19 protein-coding genes are annotated in these 19197 nt (G+C 40.4%); 10 read left to right on the top strand and 9 right to left on the bottom strand.

Annotation, left to right across the window (positions count from 1 at the left end):
• Positions 1 to 40: 40 nt before the first annotated feature.
• Positions 41 to 1156 (top strand): DNA polymerase III subunit, encoded by a 1116-nt coding sequence (locus D8991_RS04625; RefSeq protein ID WP_120489002.1) that lies wholly within the window; start codon positions 41 to 43, stop codon positions 1154 to 1156.
• Between the two features lie 55 nt (positions 1157 to 1211).
• Here the strand turns inward: D8991_RS04625 and rplI are convergent, their stop codons facing one another.
• The 3 genes from rplI to rpsF form a co-directional block, all read right to left on the bottom strand.
• The gene (rplI, locus tag D8991_RS04620; RefSeq protein WP_120489001.1) at positions 1212 to 1706 is read right to left on the bottom strand and encodes a 50S ribosomal protein L9; all 495 of its coding nucleotides are present in this window, start codon (positions 1704 to 1706) and stop codon (positions 1212 to 1214) included.
• Positions 1707 to 1829: 123 nt separating this feature from the next.
• Complete coding sequence (gene rpsR / locus D8991_RS04615) at positions 1830 to 2132, bottom strand: 30S ribosomal protein S18 (RefSeq protein WP_120489000.1); 303 nt, start codon at positions 2130 to 2132, stop codon at positions 1830 to 1832.
• A 27-nt stretch (positions 2133 to 2159) separates the two neighbouring features.
• Positions 2160 to 2501 (bottom strand): 30S ribosomal protein S6, encoded by a 342-nt coding sequence (gene rpsF / locus D8991_RS04610; protein WP_120488999.1) that lies wholly within the window; start codon positions 2499 to 2501, stop codon positions 2160 to 2162.
• Positions 2502 to 2696: 195 nt separating this feature from the next.
• Between rpsF and D8991_RS04605 the strand changes: the two genes are divergently transcribed.
• Positions 2697 to 3389, top strand: coding sequence for a YceI family protein (locus D8991_RS04605; RefSeq protein WP_120488998.1), 693 nt, complete (start codon positions 2697 to 2699; stop codon positions 3387 to 3389).
• 355 nt (positions 3390 to 3744) lie between these two features.
• Here D8991_RS04605 and D8991_RS04600 read toward each other — a convergent pair whose 3' ends face one another.
• From D8991_RS04600 to D8991_RS04575, 6 genes are all read right to left on the bottom strand, one after another.
• Positions 3745 to 5154, bottom strand: a complete 1410-nt coding sequence (locus D8991_RS04600; RefSeq protein ID WP_120488997.1) for an efflux transporter outer membrane subunit — start codon at positions 5152 to 5154, stop codon at positions 3745 to 3747.
• Positions 5155 to 5178: 24 nt separating this feature from the next.
• Positions 5179 to 8331 carry an efflux RND transporter permease subunit gene (locus D8991_RS04595; RefSeq protein WP_120488996.1) on the bottom strand — a complete coding sequence of 1051 codons (3153 nt, stop codon included), beginning with the start codon at positions 8329 to 8331 and terminating at the stop codon, positions 5179 to 5181.
• Positions 8332 to 8400: 69 nt separating this feature from the next.
• Positions 8401 to 9597, bottom strand: coding sequence for an efflux RND transporter periplasmic adaptor subunit (locus D8991_RS04590; protein WP_120488995.1), 1197 nt, complete (start codon positions 9595 to 9597; stop codon positions 8401 to 8403).
• A 5-nt stretch (positions 9598 to 9602) separates the two neighbouring features.
• The gene (locus D8991_RS04585; protein WP_120488994.1) at positions 9603 to 10058 is read right to left on the bottom strand and encodes a transcriptional regulator; all 456 of its coding nucleotides are present in this window, start codon (positions 10056 to 10058) and stop codon (positions 9603 to 9605) included.
• Between the two features lie 164 nt (positions 10059 to 10222).
• Complete coding sequence (locus D8991_RS04580; protein ID WP_120488993.1) at positions 10223 to 10747, bottom strand: GNAT family N-acetyltransferase; 525 nt, start codon at positions 10745 to 10747, stop codon at positions 10223 to 10225.
• A 3-nt stretch (positions 10748 to 10750) separates the two neighbouring features.
• Positions 10751 to 11362, bottom strand: coding sequence for a SanA/YdcF family protein (locus tag D8991_RS04575; protein WP_120488992.1), 612 nt, complete (start codon positions 11360 to 11362; stop codon positions 10751 to 10753).
• 109 nt (positions 11363 to 11471) lie between these two features.
• Here D8991_RS04575 and D8991_RS04570 point away from each other — a divergent pair, with 109 nt between their 5' ends.
• The 8 genes from D8991_RS04570 to D8991_RS04535 all read left to right on the top strand — a co-directional run bounded on the left by D8991_RS04570 (position 11472) and on the right by D8991_RS04535 (position 19180).
• Positions 11472 to 12008, top strand: a complete 537-nt coding sequence (locus tag D8991_RS04570) for a TlpA family protein disulfide reductase (protein ID WP_120488991.1) — start codon at positions 11472 to 11474, stop codon at positions 12006 to 12008.
• Between the two features lie 30 nt (positions 12009 to 12038).
• On the top strand, positions 12039 to 13010 hold the full coding sequence (locus D8991_RS04565) for an iron chelate uptake ABC transporter family permease subunit (RefSeq protein ID WP_120488990.1): 972 nt from the start codon (positions 12039 to 12041) through the stop codon (positions 13008 to 13010).
• A 245-nt stretch (positions 13011 to 13255) separates the two neighbouring features.
• A complete protein-coding gene (gene purM, locus D8991_RS04560; RefSeq protein ID WP_120488989.1) occupies positions 13256 to 14245 on the top strand; it encodes a phosphoribosylformylglycinamidine cyclo-ligase in 990 nt (329 codons plus the stop codon).
• Between the two features lie 60 nt (positions 14246 to 14305).
• Positions 14306 to 14878, top strand: a complete 573-nt coding sequence (locus tag D8991_RS04555) for a tetratricopeptide repeat protein (RefSeq protein ID WP_120488988.1) — start codon at positions 14306 to 14308, stop codon at positions 14876 to 14878.
• A 222-nt stretch (positions 14879 to 15100) separates the two neighbouring features.
• On the top strand, positions 15101 to 15889 hold the full coding sequence (locus D8991_RS04550; RefSeq protein WP_120488987.1) for a tetratricopeptide repeat protein: 789 nt from the start codon (positions 15101 to 15103) through the stop codon (positions 15887 to 15889).
• Between the two features lie 174 nt (positions 15890 to 16063).
• On the top strand, positions 16064 to 16921 hold the full coding sequence (locus tag D8991_RS04545; protein WP_120488986.1) for a tetratricopeptide repeat protein: 858 nt from the start codon (positions 16064 to 16066) through the stop codon (positions 16919 to 16921).
• Positions 16922 to 17143: 222 nt separating this feature from the next.
• Positions 17144 to 17929, top strand: coding sequence for a DUF695 domain-containing protein (locus tag D8991_RS04540; protein ID WP_120488985.1), 786 nt, complete (start codon positions 17144 to 17146; stop codon positions 17927 to 17929).
• A 72-nt stretch (positions 17930 to 18001) separates the two neighbouring features.
• Positions 18002 to 19180 (top strand): metallophosphoesterase, encoded by a 1179-nt coding sequence (locus D8991_RS04535; protein WP_309568990.1) that lies wholly within the window; start codon positions 18002 to 18004, stop codon positions 19178 to 19180.
• Positions 19181 to 19197 lie beyond the last annotated feature (17 nt).

Here is a 19197-nt window from a genome sequence, read left to right as displayed (position 1 = left end):
AGAGCCCATCAATTCTAAAATAATCCTTACTTTTGGGACTATGAATTGGGATAGTATTATCGGGCAAAATGACCTGAAAACTCAGCTTCAGCAAAGTATAAAAGACAACCGAGTGGGGCACGCACTCCTCTTCACAGGTAATGAAGGCTACGGAGTTCTGCCTTTGGTTTTAGCATTTTGTAAAGAGATTTTCATTAATGAAAATCCAGATTCTGGCTCAAAAATAGACCACCTTTCTCATCTCGATTTGCATTTCAGCTTTCCTACTTATTCCGTTTCTGGTAAAAGCCTAAGCAAAAACTTTATTCCTCAGTTTAGGGAATTAGCACAGAGGAATCCTTATTTTGATTATGAAGACTGGTCAAACGAACTCGACTCTGAAAATAAACAACTCTTTATTTCCGTAGACGAAATCGAGGAGCTTACCTCTAAACTAATGCTTAAAAGCTACGAAGGAGGGTATAAAATACTCGTCATCTGGCGAGCCGATAAAATGAATGTGCAGGCTTCTAATAAATTCTTAAAACTTTTAGAAGAACCTCCTAAAAAAACGATTATTATCCTCACCTCTGAATCTCAGGACAGCTTTCTACAAACGATTCTCTCCCGAACTCAAATCTACGATGTACCCCGTATAAAAGATGAGGATATAAAAGAAGCACTGCTGCATAGCGCCAGCTTAGATGAGCGGCAAGTAGAAGCCATTATCTACCAAGCGCAAGGGAATTGGAATACTGCCGTTAAACTTTTAGAGCATACCCATTCTGATGAGGAGTTTGAACATTATTTTGTGAAATGGGTGAGAGATGCTTTTCAAGTAAAGAAAAAGCCTCAATACCTTAGGGAGATTATCCACTGGGCATCTGAGATAAGCCTTTGGAATAAGGAGAAACAAAAGCAGTTTTTAGAATATTGCACTGAGATTTTCCGCCTTGCAATGCTTCAGAATTATAGTAGTGAAGGGCTTGTTTATAAGCGGATAGATGAAAAATTTAACTGGGAGAAATTTTCAGAATTTATTCACGGAGCAAATATAGAAGCTATACTCGAAGAAATAAGCGAAGCCAATCTGCACCTTACCCGAAACGGAAATGCTAAAATCGTTTGGACGGATTTGGGGATTAAACTCTCGCGATACATCCATAAGAAAGCATAAAAAAAGAAAGACACTCCATTTGATGAAGTGTCTTTTTATTTATCTCTTACTTAGATTAGTTTTCTTCAGATTTAGCTTCTTCTTTTTTAGGAGCTTCAACTGGAGCATCGGAAACGATGTCAAACTCATAAGTATACTCTACATCTCTGTGAAGTCTGATAAGAGCAGAGAATTTACCTGTTCTCTTAATTGTATTTCCAGGGATTTTAATGTATTTTCTATCGATTTCTACTCCTGCTTTTGCTAATTCTTCAGCAAGGTTTGCATTATTGATAGAACCGAAGAGCTTGTCTCCTGAACCTACTTTCGCAGCGATGGTAACAGAAACTTTTTTCAGTTGCTCTACTTTTGCATTAGCAGCGGCAACTAATTTTGCTTCCTCTTCTTTTCTTGCTTCTAATGTTTCTGCAAGAACTGCTTTGTTTTTAGGTGTAGCGAGAACTGCATATCCTTGCGGGATAAGGAAGTTTCTTGCATAGCCTGGTTTTACGCTTACAGTATCAAACTCAAGTCCTAAGTTTTCTACATCTTTTTTTAGAATAATTTCCATTTTGTTGTTGTCTTGTTTTTTAATTTTTAGATAGGTCTAAAAACAGTTAGAATTTAATTTTATTTAATTCAGCAACAAAAGAAACAGGCCTCGAGCAGCTTGTTTCTTTTATTTGATTTTGTATTACTTTAAAAGGTCTGCTACATACGGTAGAAGTGCAAGGTGTCTTGCTCTTTTTATAGCAGCAGCTACTTTTCTTTGGTATTTAAGAGAGGTACCTGTGTATCTTCTTGGGAGTATTTTCCCTTGCTCATTTACGAACTGAAGAAGAAAGTCAGCATCTTTATAATCTATATGCTTAATACCGTATTTTTTAAATCGGCAGTATTTCTTTTCAGTTTTAGTATTGATATCAAGCGGAGTAAGGAATTTTACTTCAGATTCTCCTCCTGCTGCGGCTTGTTGTGCCATTTCGTCTATTGCCATTTCTTTAATTTTTTTAAGGGTTAATGATTACGCTTTTGCAGATTTTAGTTTTGCTCTTCTCGTTACAGCATACTCTACTGCGTGTTTGTCCAGTTTAGTAGTGAGGTAACGGATGACTCTCTCATCTCGTTTGAAAGCAGTTTCTAAATCTGCAACGATGCTTCCTTCTCCTTTAAATTCAATTAAGGTATAAAAACCATTTTTCTTTAATTGAATAGGATACGCTAATTTTTTAAGCCCCCAGTTTTCTTTAGCTACGATTTCGCAGTTTCTTTCGGTTAAGAAGTTTTCAAATTTCTTTACTGCTTCCTCCACCTGTGCGTCAGATAGAACGGGAGTTAAAATGAAAACAGTTTCATAATGATTCATAATGTTGTTTTTTAATAATTCGGGGGCAAAAATATACCTTTTTCCTATACTGAGCAAATAAATATCAAAAACTGATAAAATAAAGCCCCTTTTAATGAATGATTAATGAAAGTTATTCCCTGCATTCTATACAGAAAATTTGGATGTTTCAGAAAAACTTATATCTTTGGCAACTAAATTTTAAATTTAACTATTATGAAAAAAAGCATTTTAATGGTATTTGCCCTTACGGCTCTTGTGCTTACATCTTGTAAAAAGGAAGCTTCCGCTACAGAAGATACGGTAGATTCCACGGCAGTATCTAATTCTGATGCTCCAGCAGTAGAAGGCGCTGAGGCGTTTGCAGTTCAGCCAGCAGATTCAAAACTCGACTGGGAAGGAGGTAAAATCTCTGGTGATAAACACTCTGGATTCATCAACTTTAAAGAAGGGGAAGTTCTTGTAAAAGACGGAAAAGTAGTGGGTGGTAAATTCGTTTTGGATATGAATACCATCGAGAGTACAGACATTAAAGACGACCCTGAAATGAAAACAATGCTCGACGGACACCTCAAAGGCACCGCTGAGGACAAAGAAAAAGCAGATCATTTCTTTAATGTAACCCAATACCCAACCGCGACTTTTGAAATTACAAGCGTGGCAGAAGAGAACGGTAAGCAAGTGGTAGAAGGTAATCTCACGATAAAAGATAAGACCAACCCTATTAAATTTACTGCTCAAGTGAAGGTAGATGGAGATAATGCAAGCCTCGTTTCTGATGAAATTATAATCGACAGAACAAAGTGGAATGTAAACTATAACTCTGGTTCTGTAATTAAAGACCTTGCAGCAGATAAAGTAATTAAAGACGAGATTAAAGTCCTCGTATCTGTGCTGGCTAAGAAATAATTGATTATTTACAAATTAAATCCTCCTCAGAAATATCTGAGGAGGATTTTTTATTTCTAATTTGTCTCCGACCCCACTGGATTATGGCTTTTGGCAAATAGCTATTAGCTAATCGCCAGTAGCCAACCGCTAATTATCATTTTAATAAAAAAATAGGCTATTTTTTATCAATTTTTAGGTTCTTAACCTAAAATTTTAGGTCTGGAACCTAATTGAATACGGTAACCAACCTAATCGTTCCGGTTCTTAACCTAAACGATGGGGTCTCTGACCCAAAATTTCCGGTCTTTGACCTAATCGTTCGGGTTTTTAACCCAAAAATGGGGTCTCTGACCCAAACGATGGAGTTTTTAAGTTAGTGGGCGCCGAGAGCGCGGTAGAGTTCTACGCCAGATTGTAGTTTTATGTATTGAGCATTGAGGATATTGAGCTCGGCATTGAGTTTATTTACATCAGCGTTGAGGACTTCTAAGTAATTTGCCATACCGTAATTCACAAGCTCGCGGGAGTAATCTACGGAATGAGTATAGGCTTCGAGCTCCTTTTTCTTTAAGCTGATGAACTCCTCTTGTGAGGAATAGATTTTTAGCGCATCGGAGACTTCCTTTCCTGCGGTGAGGACTGCCTTGCGGAAGGCGAGGTAGGCTTTTTCTTTATTGGCGAGGCTCACTTCATAATTGGTGCGTATCTGTCTTTTGTTGAGCAAAGGCTGGGTAAGACCGGCAATGATGCTCGCAAAAAGGGAATTGGTGCTAAAGAGCTTATCTATGTCTAATGATTGAAGCCCTCCGTTTGCGGTGATTTTAAGGCTCGGGTAGAACTGTGCATTGGCTACATTGGTCAGCTCAAAGGCTGCCCTAAGGTCGAGCTCCGCTTTTCTTACATCTGGGCGATGGGTAAGCAGATGGCTTGGGTAGCCGAGCGATGTATTAATGTTTAAAACCTGCTCGTCTATACTCCCTCGCTCTATTTTATGAGGCGCTTCCCCGAGGAGGAGAGAGATGGAATTTTCCAACTGCACAATTTGATTTTCTATACTGATGAGCGATGCCTGAGCATTATAAACTAAGGCTTCGCTTTGTTTTACGGCAACTTCGGTGAGGGAGCCTGCAGATTTCAGCGCTTTGGTGGTCTCTAAATTCTTTTGGCGAAGCTCAATAGTCTGCTCAATGATTTGCTTTTGCTTGTCATAGGTAAGGAGCTGGAAGTATGCCGTTGCCAATGATGCTACCAAAGTACTCTTTACCGCCTGCTGGGCTGCAACGGTACTCAGGTAGGTAGCGAGCTGTGCTTTCTTTTGTGCATTGAGCTTGCCCCAGATATCTGCCTCCCAGCTGAGACTTGCAGTGAGGTCATACTGCCGAAGATAAGTCCTATCCCTCCCCTGCCCAGAAGCTGAATTAAGGGAAGGCGTCTGGTAGCTAAAATTTGCAACGAGGGAGAGCGTAGGCTCATATACGCTTGCCTTGTATTGCTTTAAGTATGCCTCTGCGGAAGCAATATTCTGCACTGCGGTAAGCACATCTAAATTATTTTCCAAACCTTTGCTTATAAGGTTTTGGAGATGGCTATCGGTGAAGATTTCCTTCCAAGGGGTAGTAGCAATGCTGGTTTCCGTACTTTCAATACTACTGCCTTTTAGGGTAAGGCTATCGGTTCGGAAGAGGTTTTCAGTGGCAACTTCAGTGGGCTGTTTGTACTCCTGCCTTGCTGCGCAGGAGGTTATAAGCACTGCTGTTAGTATGGTGATGATAGTGTTATTCATATTCTTTAATTATCATTGAGTTTATTATTCAGAGAGGTGTACCTGCTCTTCTTTCTTTAAAGGGGAAATTTTCTCCTGTATCCATTGGAAAACGACATAGAGCACAGGGATTACAATTAATCCGAGAACGGTACCTATGAGCAATCCAATAGCTGCACCTGTCGCGATTGAGCGGTTCCCCACTGCACCGATTCCATTAGCGAGTACGAGAGGCATTAGCCCTACGATAAATGCAAGAGAAGTCATTAATATCGGTCTTATCCTCGCTTTTGCTGCATTAATGGCAGAGATGGCAAGCCTCTCGCCGTGTCTTCTTCTTTGCAAGGCAAATTCTACGATAAGGATAGCGTTCTTTGCCAATAGGCCGACGAGCATAATCAGTGCAATCTGGAAGTAGATATTGTTTTCCAAGCCGGCAAACTTCTGCCCGATGAACGCCCCCATCACACCGAGAGGGAGGGAGATAATCACCGAAAGCGGTACGATATAAGACTCATACTGCGCCGAAAGGATGAAGTATACAAACACCAAACTGAGCATAAAAATTACGATAGTTTGTGAACCTGCATTGATTTCCTCTCTCGTAAGTCCAGTAAAGTCTATCCCATAATTTGCAGGCAGGTGCTCATCTGCTACTTCTCGCACTACATTAATTACATCTCCTGTACTGAAACCAGGGTTATTCGCTCCTGTAACTTTCACCGAAGTGAAGAGGTTATATCGGTTGATGGACTGAGGACCATATACTCTTTTAAGACTTACGAATTGGGAAATGGGAGCCATCTCTCCACCTTTGGTTTTTACATAGAGTCCATCGAGGCTTGAAGCATCTTTTCTATCTTCTGGCAGGGCTTGTACCATTACTCGGAACTGCTTTCCGTATTTTGTAAAGTCCGCCGCGTAAAGCCCTCCGATATACCCTTGAAGCGTAGAGAGCAGGCTGCTAACCGATACGCCAGACTCCATAGCTCGAGGCACATTAATCTCCATTTCATACTGAGGATAGTTGGTATTAAAAGAGGTTTGCGCATATTGTATTTCGGGTCTTTGCATCAGTGCGCCCATAAATTCCTGTGCGGTTTTATCTATTTCCTTTATCTCCTGACCCGCTTTATCGAGGAGGACGAACTCCGCACCTGCACTCATACCGAAACCAGGCACGCCCGCAGGCTGAAAGAAAACGATTCGTGCTTCGGAGATATCTCCTACCGCCCCGAAGAGCTTGCCCGTTATCGCCTCAATGCTTTCGGCAGGGTTTTTCGCCCGTTCCTCAAAGTCCTTAAGCATAATGAACGCCATCCCATTATTACTTCCCGTACCAGAGAAGAAATTTCTCCCTGAGGAGAATGAAATCCCTTTAATCCCCTCTATATTTTTTACTTTGGTTTGTATCTGAGCGAGTACTTTATCCGTTCGCTCAATAGAAGCACCTACGGGCAGCTCTACATTTACAAAGACTACCCCCATATCTTCATTGGGTACGAAACCTCCTTTCATCGTTTTAGAAGACCAGAAGATAAGCACGCCAGAGATTAGAATCATCAGCACGGCAATCCACTTTCTTTTCAAGACAAAATTCACCGCCTTTCCATATCGCTTGGTTCCCGCTTCAAAAGCGAGATTAAACCTGTGGAAAAACTTCTGAATTACATTCTTCTTTTTATAATCCTCATCTGGGTTGTGAGGCCTTAGAAGCAAAGCACAAAGAACGGGACTAAGGCTAAGAGCATTCACAGCAGAAATCACAATAGCGACAATGAGGGTAATCCCAAACTGCTGATAAAACACCCCTGTAGGACCAGAAATAAAAGTAACGGGAATAAAAACTGCTGCCATTACTAATGTAATGGAAATAATTGCACCTGTAATCTCGTGCATCGCCTCAATAGTAGCCTGCTTTGCACTGAGGTGGTGGTTGGTCTCCATCTTTGCGTGTACGGCTTCTACCACTACGATTGCATCATCTACCACAATACCTATCGCCAGAACGAGAGCAAAAAGGGTAAGCAGGTTGAGCGAGTAACCAAAAAGATTGAGGAAGAAGAACGAACCCACAATGGAAACAGGCACTGCAATAGCAGGAATAAGCGTAGAACGGAAGTCTTGTAAGAAGATATAAACCACTATAAACACAAGGAGGAATGCCTCTATCAGCGTGCTTATAACTTTATTAATCGATGCTTCGAGGAAGTTCGTAGTATCGTAGTTTATCGTATAATTCATCCCTTCTGGGAAGTCCTTCTGTGCGGTTTCCAAATAGGCTTTTACGGCTTTGGCAATCTCTTGAGCATTAGACCCTGGTGTCTGCTGGATACCAAGACTAGTTGCGGGTAGCCCATCTTTCTTTGCCGAACCAGCATAGGAAAGCGCATCGAGCTCCACCTTTGCTACATCTTTTAGATAAAGGTACTGCCCTCCTCCCAAAGCCTTGATAACGATATTATCATACTGCTCTTTACTGCTGTATTTCCCTTGATACTTTATCACATACTCAAAGGCAGAACCACTGTTTTGCCCTAGCTGACCTGCAGCGGCTTCACGGCTTTGGTCATTTATCGCAGCACTTACATCTGAGGGTTCCAAGCCATAAGCAGCGAGCTTATCTGGGTCTAACCATACCCGCATAGAATAGGTTTTTCCTCCCATTACATTTGCATCTCCTACTCCATTTATCCTTTTAATGGCAGGAACTACATTTATATTTACATAATTTTGAATGAAAACATCATCGTGCTTAGGGTTTTCAGAATAAACCGAAAGATACATCAGTGCAGAAGTCTGTTGCTTCTGGGTAACAACCCCCGCACGGGTAACTTCGCTCGGCAAGAGGGGTGTAGCTCTATTCACCCTATTCTGAACATTCACGGCAGCAATATCTGCATCTACTCCCTGCTTGAAATATACTTGAATGCTCGCGCCACCATCATTCGTAGCCGATGAAGTGATATAATCCATCCCCTCTACTCCATTAATCTGCTCTTCGAGTGGGATGATGACCGATTTAAGTACCGTTTCTGCATTGGCACCCGTATAATTCGCCGATACACTTACCGTAGGCGGTGCAATATCTGGATACTGCGTAACAGGCAGCGCCGTAAGACCCAAAATACCGAGTATCACAATAAGAATAGATACCACAGTAGATAATACAGGTCTGTTTATAAAGTTTTTTACCATTTTTTTAATCTCATTGGTTGTAAGTATTGCTTATGTTTTTGCCTGAGTTTGCAGATATATTTACCACGATTAATGGGTTTTAAAAGCTGCTTGTATGCTGTCTGCTACGCTGCTGAAGGAAACTTTCTTCGGACTAATAGCTGTTCCTGTTTTGAGGGTAGAAACGCCTGAGGCTACGATGACATCTCCTTTTTTAAGCCCTGATTTTATGATAATCCTGTTATTCACTCGATTTTCTACTTCAAGGATAACAGATTTTGCAGTATCATTTTCTACCTTGAAAGCAATAACATTCCCTTGCTGTTCGTAGGTAGAAGCCTCAGGAATCACGAGTGCATCGTTATAGAGTTTAGGAATCCTTACGCGCCCGCTACTTCCGTTGCTGATGAGTTTTTGTGCATTAGGAAAGGCTACACGAAACTGTATGCTACCAGTAGTAGGATTGATCTGCCCAGTAGCCGTCTGCACCACTCCTTTTTCTGAATAGGCTTGTCCATTCGCAAGGAGGAGCTCTACGGAAGGTATATTTTTGAGTTTTTCCTGTACGCTTGCCCCAGGGATATCTTTCAAAAAGTCTAAGTATTCTTTCTCATTCATAGAGAAATAAGCATAGACTTGCTTAGTATCTGAAACGGTCGTAAGTGGAGTAGCGTCATTAGGACCCACAAGGCTTCCAATTTTAAATGGAAGGCTCCCCACTACCCCACTAATAGGTGCACGGATGATAGAATAATCAATATTCGCTCTTACACTTCGGTAGTTTGCCGATGCTTGATGCTGAGCTGCTACGGCTTGTGAAAGCTGAGCTTTTGCCTTTGCCAGATTTGCCTCTGCGGTTTGTAGCTGTACGCTGCTAATAATATTTTGAGCCACGAGAGGCCTGAGCTTATCTACTTCTACCTGTGCAGAGCTTACAGCCGCTCGAGCAGCCTCTACCGATGCTTTTGCAGCTCCTATACCTGCTTCTGAGGCATCTGCGCTTTGGTTGAGCATATTGGTTTCAAGACGAAACAAGGGCTGACCAGCAGATACAAACTGACCTTCATCTACCAAAACTTGGGTAATATATCCCTGTATCTTTGCTCGCACATCATTATTGATTACGCCTTGTATATTGACGTGGTATTCAGTATAAGCGGTTACATTCTGAATCTCTGCACTTAGTACAGGCAGCGCCTTTGCTCCTTCAGCTCTTTTCTCTTCTTGCTTAGAGCAGGATACTATCGAGAGTACCGATAGCGCAGCGATAAAAAATCTATTATTCATATATATTATAAGTTTACTATTGTCTGTTCTATATTGCTGATATTCTCATCTAATAACACCTTGTGGATACCAATCTTTCCGCTGATGTCTGGGTTTTTATCCTTACTGAAATCAATGAGAGAGATGAGAACTTCTCGTTCTTCCTTGAGCCTGCTCATAATTTCCATAAATCGGATTTTCACGAAATCGCAATTGATTTTAAAGAATCTCTTACGCTTATCATCTTTGTAGAAATCTACCACTAATTTTTTATCCAAAAGCAGATTGATGCTCGTAGAAACCGAGCTCTTACTCACGGAAAACACCTCTACAAAATCCTCAAATGAAAGCCCCTCACCCTGAAAATCAAAGATGAGAAAGGCATACATCTTCGCCGAGAGAGGCGAGAGGTTAAAGGTCTTCCGATAGAGTTCTGCCAAGCGGTGGCAGAGGTCATTATCTACATCAAACAGATGTGGCATACCTAATTTTTGGGCAAAAATATATTTTAGTTCGGAAACAGCCGAACTAAAACTATTAAATTTATGTTAAAGCTGTATTTATGAAATATAAAGAATCAATAATCTCCCCACCCACTGCGTGACACTGTAGCCAGTGAGGCACTTAAAATTATTTGCTTCATCGGCTACGGTGTGCCCCTCGTGCTAACGAGTTTCTCAAAGGCTTTTCTGGGGGTGCCTCTCATTTTTATTTCTCCGCAATAGGTATAATTAAGTTTTTGGAGTATGTGGAGCATTGGGAAATTATCTTCATTAGTATCTACGCGTATGCTTGGGAGGTTCATTTTTAGGGCAATCGCTTCTATTCTTAGAAAAATTTCTTGTGCAAATCCTCTGCCTAATACTTTATCGGAAATTGCAACCCTATGAACGACTAAGAAATCTCCACCGATCAACCATTGACCTTTTATCTGCTTATAAGCGGGTTCATCATTTGCCCAAAGTGCTGCATAGCCTATGATTTTATCTCCTTCGGTGAGCACATATCCCACTCCCTTTTGCAGGTCTGATTCTACGGTACTAAAATTAGGATAGCCATCTTGCCACTGGCTACTTCCATCAGATTTTCGGCGGAGAATGGCCTGTTGGAGGATTTCCCAAATCATTGGTGCATCTTCTGGCTTTGCTTTTTTGAATTCTACTGGCTTCATATTTTATTCTAAACCTAATAAATAATAGACTACGGCATTTACTTTTGCTAAAAACTCGCGTGCCTGATTTCGGTAAAAATTCTCCTTTTTAAGGACATCCTCTGCATCAAATGCAAGGGCATTCATCTGATGATTTCGGGCATAGAATAAAGCCCTGAGATTATGAAAGCCTTGTGAAACAATGATGATATTCTTCTGGTGATAAACCTTTTTACAGTTGATAATAGATGCCTGAGTACGGAAACCTTTTGGGTCTTCTATGATGACATCTTCGGGTATGCCTTCTTGCTCTATTAGGTAGTGTTTCATCGCTAATGGTTCATTATAACCTTCACTTTTTTCTCCACTTACGATGATTTTTTTTATCTTTTTGTGGTGATAGAGCATTGCAACGGCCTCCATTCTCGCTACGAAATAAGGATTGGCAATTCCAGACTTCATCTTTGGTGAAGTGCCGAGCACAAGGGCGGTCTCCCTTGGTGGTATTTTAGAGATTTTATTATAAGTACGCCCATTGGTCAGTGCGAAAACCCACATATTTGCCAGTATCATTAAAATAAGGAGCACTTCCAAAAGGTTGAGAATGAAATTGAATATGAATTTTAATATCTTCAATATAAGTGGGTTTTTGATTTGTGTTTTGTTAAGTGCTAATTTTTTTCTACTTTTAGCCCTCGAAAAATAAACGATAAATTAGATATCCAAAATTAAAGATTTTTTTGAAATGAGAAAGTTTATTCTACCCTTAGCATTAGGATTGGCGGTTGTTTCTTGTAAAAAAGAAGCGCCAGTAGAAACCACAGAAAACAAAACTGAAACCACTACCGAAAGCCCGAAACTCAGCTTAAAGGAGTACACTCCTGAGAAGGTCTCCGAGCTTCTCAGCACTAAGAATGACACGCTTTATGTAACCAACTTCTTTGCTACTTGGTGCGGACCGTGTGTAAAGGAAATCCCACATTTTAAAGAGGTAATGGACGAGAACAAAGACAAACCCGTGAAATTCACTTTTGTGTCCCTTGATGAGAAAGCCGACTGGGAGACTAAAGTCCTCCCTTTTGCTGATACAAAAGGCATCACTGCAAATACTGTTCTCTTAAACTTCGAGTCGCTAAACGAGGGCTTTTTCTCTTCCAACTTCAAAACTTGGGACGGAAACTTCATCCCCTTTACTATTTTGAGGAAGGGCGATAAAGTAGAAGAAATAGGCGGAGGTGTTTCTAAGGAAATCCTCGTAAAAAAGATGAGCAGCTTAAATTAAAATTTATCTCTTCATTTTATAAATTAAACAATGGGCAGGGGCTTTACTAAATTTTACGGTGTTTTAGTAGCCCTTGCTTTTTTTGCGGCATTTCTCAACCTGAATACGGGCTTCATCTCACTCTCTACGAGTGATTTTTTATACACCAACAGCCCGAATTATGACATTGCGGTACTTCGCTTTCACAGGGTTATCGCTGTGCTTATTGCGGGTGTCTCGATTCCAACTGCAGGCTTTGTGCTTCAAGAATATTTCAGGAACCCCCTTGCGGGTGCGGAGGTCTTGGGAATCAGCGCTGTGGCGAGCCTTGCCGTAGCTTTGTACATCTTTCTTTCTAAGGACCTCCTCTTCCCAGAATTTCTTCAAAACAACCTTCTAAACCTATCCGCCATTGTCGGTAGCGTCTTAATGCTCCTCATTCTCCTCGCATTTTCAAGGAGGATTGCCGATAAATCATTCCTTATCATCTTCGGCTTTTTGGTTTCTGCGCTGGCGGGGGCTGTTATCTCGCTCTTGCAGTTCTACGCCGATAGCCAAAGCCTTAGAAACTACATCCTTTGGAGCTTTGGAGCGAATAATCAGCTCTCGGGGAGCCAAATTTTCATCTTGGGTGGCACTACCCTAGTTGGTTTAGCCCTTTGCATAAGGGTCATCAAGCCCCTGATGGGCATCAGCCTTGGGGAGAACTATGCGCTTTCGCTCGGCGTAAATCTCCACAGGCTAAAATTCCTCGCCATCATCACTACCTCATTGCTTTCGGCGTCGGTTACGGCATTTATGGGCAGTATTCTGTTCATTGGCATCGTTATTCCCCACTTCAGCAGGCTCCTCTACAACCCGTCAAGGCTCTGGCATCAGTGGCTGCTTAATATGGCATTAGGCGTTCTCATTATGGAGGTATTTTCTGCGCTCTCGGAGGTTTTGAGCCTTTCGCTCAACATTATCAGCTCTATTTTCGGTATTCCTGTGATATTAATGATGCTCATCAAGGGAAAAAGATAGTGATTCACCAAAAAAATCTTAGGTTTTTCATTATAATTTTTTACTTTTGTGGGCAAATAAATCAAAATAGTGATCAAAACAAAGCATATTTTAGAGAACTGCACTACGGTTTTTATGATGAGAAATATAAGCTCTAAACTCTGCTGTGAAGATACAGGCCGATAATCTGCGAGATTGTCGGCTTTTTTATTGAAGAAAATCTAAGTAAGAAAGTTTGAAATAAAAGTAAAAAGTAAAAAAAAAAAATGAACAACACTTACAAATCTGCGGGGGTCGACAAGGAGGAAGGCTACAAAACGGTAGACAAAATCAAGAAAGCCGTTGCCGAAACTCATAATCCGAGCGTGCTCAATAGCCTTGGGAGCTTCGGGGCGTTTTACGAAATCGGAGGCTACAAAAACCCCGTGCTCGTCAGCGGTACCGATGGCGTAGGCACCAAACTAAAAGTAGCCCTCGACACCAAGCAGTATGGCTCCATCGGTATCGATTGTTTTGCGATGTGTGCCAATGATATCCTCTGCCACGGCGCCAAGCCGCTTTTCTTTTTGGATTACCTCGCCTGTGGGAAGCTCGACTCCGACATTGCTGCGGAAATCGTGCTCGGTATGGTCAAAGCGTGCAAAGACAACCAATGCGCCCTCATCGGTGGGGAAACGGCAGAGATGCCAGGAATGTATCAGCCAGGCGATTATGATGTTGCGGGCTTCTGCGTAGGGATTGTAGAAAAAGACGAAATCATCGACGGCTCTAAGATTCAAAAAGGCGACAAAATCATCGCTCTCCCGAGCTCTGGCTTTCATTCTAATGGCTTTTCCTTAGTCCGAAAAGTCTTCACCGATTTTAATGAAACCTTCGATGGCAAACCTTTACACGAAACCCTCCTCATTCCCACAAGGCTTTATTACCAACCGATTCACAAATTATTAAAAGAGGTGAGCCTCCACGGAATTGCCCACATCACAGGGGGCGGGCTTATAGAAAATGTACCGAGAATCATTCCCGAAGGGCTTTGTGCCTCCATCAGCACTGGGGAAATCCGCATTCCAAACATAATGCTCGAGCTTGAGAAGAGGGGCAATATTAGCCGAATGGAGATGTACGGAACCTTCAATATGGGCGTGGGAATGACTGTTGTCGTGAGCGAAGCCGACACCGAGAAAGTCCTCAACCTCTTAGACGACGCCTACCTCATTGGCGAAATCACCGAAAACTCAGAGAAAATAGCTTTAGTATAGCGCACAAACAGCGATTTATCAATTAAAATCAAGAAAAAAAACAACAAAAATAAATATAAAATGAAAAAATTAATCTTATCATTAGCGCTGTTATCCACTCCTTTTATCTTTGCACAAGAGAATTTTAATACGCTTTTAGCAAAAGCAAAGCAAGGGGACGCAACCGCACAGTATGAAGTAGCAAAAGCATACACAAAGGACAAAAGCATGGTGCAGGAGGACACCCAAGCTGTCCATTGGTATACAAAGTCCGCTGAGCAGGGGAATGTAGATGCTCAGTTTGCTCTGGCTATGATATATTATGTAGAAGGAACTACTCCACAGGACTCTACTAAAGCATTTTTCTGGATGAAGAAAGCAGCAGAGCAAGGCAATGCAGATGCTCAGTATAATTTAGGACTGTTGTACTATGATGGATATGGTGTGTCGTATGATTATTCCAAAGCTGTTTATTGGTATACAAAATCTGCTGAGCAAGGGCTTGCGGAGGCTCAGTTTAGTTTAGGAGGTATGTATTATTTCGGGCAAGGAGTACAAAAGAATATTACCAAAGCTAGATATTGGCTTCAAAAAGCAGCAGATAAAGGACATAAGGGTGCTCAAGAAGGACTAGAAGTACTAAAAAAACAATAATTTTTTCTAAGTTTTTAAAGAAAACAAAGCAGAGAAATACAACCACAGCACAAGAAGAGAAGAAAGCCTATTAATTTAAAATAATGCATTCTAATGGCTGGTCCCAGAAAAAAGAGCTATTAGAAAAAATGAAATATTTCTAATTACAGAGAAAATTAAACCGATCTAAAAATCAGAAATTATACTGGCTTTCTTATCTTTGCTCCCCTAAAATTATATTTAATGAAAAAGTTGATTTTAACTTTAGCGGTATTGTCTGCCCCTTTTATGTTTGCACAGGAGAATTTTGATGACCTCTTAAAGAAAGCCCAAAAAGGGGACGCCACCGCACAATATGAAGTAGGAAGCCATTTTATCTTAGAGAAAAAAGATTATAAGACTGCTATAGAATGGTATGAGAAGGCGGCAAAAAAAGGCAATGTAAAGGCACTGGATGTTTTAGGAATGCTGTACGCAAATGGATTGGGTGTAGAACAAAACTACACTGAGGCTATCGCATGGTATACTAAAGCTGCCCAAAAAGGTTCCGCAAAATCTCAGTATAATTTAGGGAATCTTTATTATAGCAGTGAGGGCGTTGCACAGGATTATAAGAAAGCTGTACACTGGTATACAAAAGCTGCGGAGCAAGGTTACGCCGATGCTCAGAATGATTTGGCATTTATGTATTATAATGGCTATGGCGTACCAAAGAACAACGAAAAAGTAGTATATTGGGCTACCAAAGCAGCAGAGCAGGGAACAGCAGCAGCTCAGCATAACTTAGGTTATTTTTATAACAATGGAGAAATCGTTACTAAGGACTACGAAAAAGCTGTCTACTGGTATACTAAGGCTGCGGAGCAGGACTATGTGTTGTCACAATATGAGTTGGGTCTGTTGTATGGTATGGGAGAAGGAGTGCCGCTGGACTATACAAAGTCTATCCAGTGGCTGGAGAAAGCAGCAAGTAAAGGGCATATGGAGTCCATAGAACTGCTAGAAAAGATAAGCAAAACCATAGAAAAATAAGCCTAAAATGAAAAAATTGATTTAATATTTGGAGGCGTGCTTCGCCCTTTTTGTTTCGGCGCAGGAGGATTTTTCCGCGCTTTTGAAGAAAGTGGATTAGAAGACCTAAGGATATTTAAAAGCCAGCATAATTATTGACTTTTTTTATCTTTGCTTTTCTTTAACTTATAATTAATGAAAAAACTAATTTTAACCATTATTACTTTATTTATTAATCATTATGTACAAGCACAGGAAAATCCAGATGAAATTATTAGTGATGATACAGAGGAACACATCATTGCTCAATACGATGTAGAACCTACCTATCTTAAGGATTTAAGTATAAAACAGGATTACGAAAAAGCAAAATCTTTGTATCAAAAAGCAGCAGAGAAAAATCAAAAATTTGTAAAAAGTAAATTAGGTTATATTTACAGCCAAAAGCAGGATTACAGCAAGGCTAAATTCTGGATAAAAATTGCTGCAGAGAAAGGCGATAGAGAAGCACAAAATAATTTAGCCTCTTTATTCGAATATGGTTTAGGTGTAAAGCAAAATTATAATAAAGCTATAAAATGGTATAGGGAATCTGCAGAAAAAAAATATGATTTAGCACTAAATAATCTGGCTATTCTCTATGCTAAGATGGGAGACTATTCTTCGGCAAGGTTCTGGTCAGAAAAAGCTGCTGAGCAAGGAAATGCTACCTCGCAGGGGATTTTAGGTGCTTTATATGAAGAAGGTTTTGAGGTGGAGCAGAGTGATGAGTTATCATTTTTATGGTATAAAAAAGCTGCAGAGAATGGTAATGAAACTGCACAGAATAATTTAGGGCGTATGTACTTTAATCAGCAAGAGTATAACAAGGCTTTATATTGGTTTCAGCAATCGGCAGACAAGGGTAATATAGATGCATTATATAATCTTTACATTATTTATGCTAAGGGATTAGGAACCAGTAGGGATTTTGAGAAAGCAGAAGAATTTCTCATAAAAGCTGCTGCAAAAGGTCAGCCACAAGCACTGGAAGTACAAAGAATCAGGGATTAAACCCTGATTCTTTTATAAATATACTATCTTTACAGTGTTTTAAATTAGTAAAGAAATTACACTTTATGACAAAAAAAAGACTAAACTACTAATTCTTAACTATAAAAAATAATTTTAGAGAAAAAAACTAATTTTATTACCACTCCCTAAAAACTAATAATCTTAAATACAGCAGATTTTCATCCACATATGATAACCGAAAAATAAATAAACTATACAAAAATGAATAAAATAATGGAAAATAAGGAATTAGAACAAGATTGGGTAGTCTATATAGGCAGTGTAGCTGAAAAACCTGCCGCTTTCAGAGTAGATTTGGGACTAGCACAGTTGGCTCCAATTACAGACTACTTCCATAGAATAAGTATAACTACTAATCTGAAAAGCCCAACAGAAGAAGGCTTCTCACAAGAGAGTGAGTATGAGGAAATCTATCAAATAGAAGATAGAATTTCACAAATATTGGAGGACAAAGGAGCAATTTTGTGTGGTGTAGTTACTCGCGAAGGCGAGGTGTGTTGGTACTATTATACTCAGGATAAAAGCAGTGCTGAGCAAGTTCTAAGCGATATAAAGACCTCGGATTTCGGTTATAATTTAGAAACTAAAATTTCTGATGATGCCAACTGGGAAGCATATTTCCAGTACCTCTTCCCAAATATCTATGAAATGCAAGGTATTCAGAATGACAGGGTTCGTCAGCAATGCAAAGAGGCCGGTGACCAGCTTAGTACCGAACGAGAGATACAGCATTGGCTCTATTTCTCAACTGAAACAAATATGAGAAACGCTCTGGCCAAAATAGAAGAATTTGGATTTAAAATATTAGAAGCTGGAGAGATAGACTTAGAGAATGAAGAGCCACAGTCGGAGCCCGTAGGTTTTAAAATCCTTGCCTCAAAAATAAACTCTCCACAGGATATAGATGATGATACTTGGAATCTTATTGACATCGCCCTTGATCATAATGGAGAATACGATGGCTGGGAAACTCAGATTATAAAATAGCCTAAAACCTCCCCTAAAAAGGAGGTTTTCCTTATTCGTGCATTTCCCAACTAAATAAAATATATTTGCGTAATGAGAAATTTAAGGATGGATACTAAAAAATTACTACTCGCATTAGGGCTTTTTATGATGAGCGCCCCTACCCTATTCTACTCACAACTAACTCCCCACATCTCCGAGAAAAGATTGAGCAAAGACACCTCAAAAGCGGATATTGATGGGGTTTATATCTTTTATAATGATGAGGGAGCAGTCGCAAAGCAAGTCATTAAGAAAAACGGAACTCCCATTGTAAAGACAAAGCACTTCAAAAAAAGTATAACGGGTAAAAAGTTTCAGATTTTGGTGAATGATAAGGAACATTTCCCTACCCGCATCCAAAAACAGCTTCAAAACCAACCATCGGTCTACCCAATGCCAGAGAAATTCATCGCTATATCCGATATAGAAGGGGAATATAATGCGTTTCGTACCTTCCTCATTAATAATAAAGTCATTGACAAGAATAATCAGTGGATTTTCGGTTCTGGGCACTTGATTACACTTGGGGATTTCTTCGATAGAGGGCTATTGGTAACTCAAACCCTCTGGCTCATCTACTCCCTCGAAGAACAGGCGGAAAAAGCAGGCGGGAAAGTACATTTTATACTCGGAAACCACGATATAATGAATATGAGCCACGACTTCCGATATGTGCGCAAGAAATATTTTGAAAATGCCCGCTTAATGAATGAGGAATACATCAATTTCTACAAGCCAAATACCGAGCTTGGTCGATGGCTGGGCACAAAAAATATCATTGAAAAAATTGGTTCTTATGTATTCGTACACGCGGGTATCTCTAAAGAGGTGAGCGACCTTAATCTATCCATTCCAGAGATGAACAGCATCGCAAGGCGGTATTATTTCAATACAAAATCAGCACAAACTAGCTCTGATAAACTCGCCAATGGACTTTATATGTATGCTAAAAGTCCAACTTGGTACAGAGGCTTTGGGAAAGCAGATATTGACAGGTCAGATTTTGAAGAAATCAGACAAAAAATGGGTGCTGATAAGTTCGTTATAGGGCATACACTGCATACAACTATTACCTACCTCCTCGATAAGAAAGTAATTGATATAGATGTGCATCACGCAGGCGGTAAAACCCAAGGATTGCTCGTAGAAAATGGCAAGGAATACGCGGTGGATATTCACGGGAATACATCTGCAATCGTAGAAAATGCAAGCCCAGAGGACGGAGACTAACCCCAAAATAAACCTTA

The organism is Bergeyella cardium (genome assembly GCF_003614945.1).
Classification (GTDB): Bacteria; Bacteroidota; Bacteroidia; order Flavobacteriales; family Weeksellaceae; genus Bergeyella_A; species Bergeyella_A cardium.
This window is presented reverse-complemented; position numbering and strand designations above follow the sequence as displayed.

What these genes read in the sequence shown, in the direction of transcription:
- D8991_RS04625 (WP_120489002.1), top strand. Translation starts at nt 41, where the DNA reads ATGAATTGGGATAGTATTATCGGGCAAAATGACCTGAAAACTCAGCTT.
- rplI (WP_120489001.1), bottom strand. Translation starts at nt 1,706, where the DNA reads ATGGAAATTATTCTAAAAAAAGATGTAGAAAACTTAGGACTTGAGTTT.
- rpsR (WP_120489000.1), bottom strand. Translation starts at nt 2,132, where the DNA reads ATGGCAATAGACGAAATGGCACAACAAGCCGCAGCAGGAGGAGAATCT.
- rpsF (WP_120488999.1), bottom strand. Translation starts at nt 2,501, where the DNA reads ATGAATCATTATGAAACTGTTTTCATTTTAACTCCCGTTCTATCTGAC.
- D8991_RS04605 (WP_120488998.1), top strand. Translation starts at nt 2,697, where the DNA reads ATGAAAAAAAGCATTTTAATGGTATTTGCCCTTACGGCTCTTGTGCTT.
- D8991_RS04600 (WP_120488997.1), bottom strand. Translation starts at nt 5,154, where the DNA reads ATGAATAACACTATCATCACCATACTAACAGCAGTGCTTATAACCTCC.
- D8991_RS04595 (WP_120488996.1), bottom strand. Translation starts at nt 8,331, where the DNA reads ATGGTAAAAAACTTTATAAACAGACCTGTATTATCTACTGTGGTATCT.
- D8991_RS04590 (WP_120488995.1), bottom strand. Translation starts at nt 9,597, where the DNA reads ATGAATAATAGATTTTTTATCGCTGCGCTATCGGTACTCTCGATAGTA.
- D8991_RS04585 (WP_120488994.1), bottom strand. Translation starts at nt 10,058, where the DNA reads ATGCCACATCTGTTTGATGTAGATAATGACCTCTGCCACCGCTTGGCA.
- D8991_RS04580 (WP_120488993.1), bottom strand. Translation starts at nt 10,747, where the DNA reads ATGAAGCCAGTAGAATTCAAAAAAGCAAAGCCAGAAGATGCACCAATG.
- D8991_RS04570 (WP_120488991.1), top strand. Translation starts at nt 11,472, where the DNA reads ATGAGAAAGTTTATTCTACCCTTAGCATTAGGATTGGCGGTTGTTTCT.
- D8991_RS04565 (WP_120488990.1), top strand. Translation starts at nt 12,039, where the DNA reads ATGGGCAGGGGCTTTACTAAATTTTACGGTGTTTTAGTAGCCCTTGCT.
- purM (WP_120488989.1), top strand. Translation starts at nt 13,256, where the DNA reads ATGAACAACACTTACAAATCTGCGGGGGTCGACAAGGAGGAAGGCTAC.
- D8991_RS04555 (WP_120488988.1), top strand. Translation starts at nt 14,306, where the DNA reads ATGAAAAAATTAATCTTATCATTAGCGCTGTTATCCACTCCTTTTATC.
- D8991_RS04550 (WP_120488987.1), top strand. Translation starts at nt 15,101, where the DNA reads ATGAAAAAGTTGATTTTAACTTTAGCGGTATTGTCTGCCCCTTTTATG.
- D8991_RS04545 (WP_120488986.1), top strand. Translation starts at nt 16,064, where the DNA reads ATGAAAAAACTAATTTTAACCATTATTACTTTATTTATTAATCATTAT.
- D8991_RS04540 (WP_120488985.1), top strand. Translation starts at nt 17,144, where the DNA reads ATGAATAAAATAATGGAAAATAAGGAATTAGAACAAGATTGGGTAGTC.
- D8991_RS04535 (WP_309568990.1), top strand. Translation starts at nt 18,002, where the DNA reads ATGAGAAATTTAAGGATGGATACTAAAAAATTACTACTCGCATTAGGG.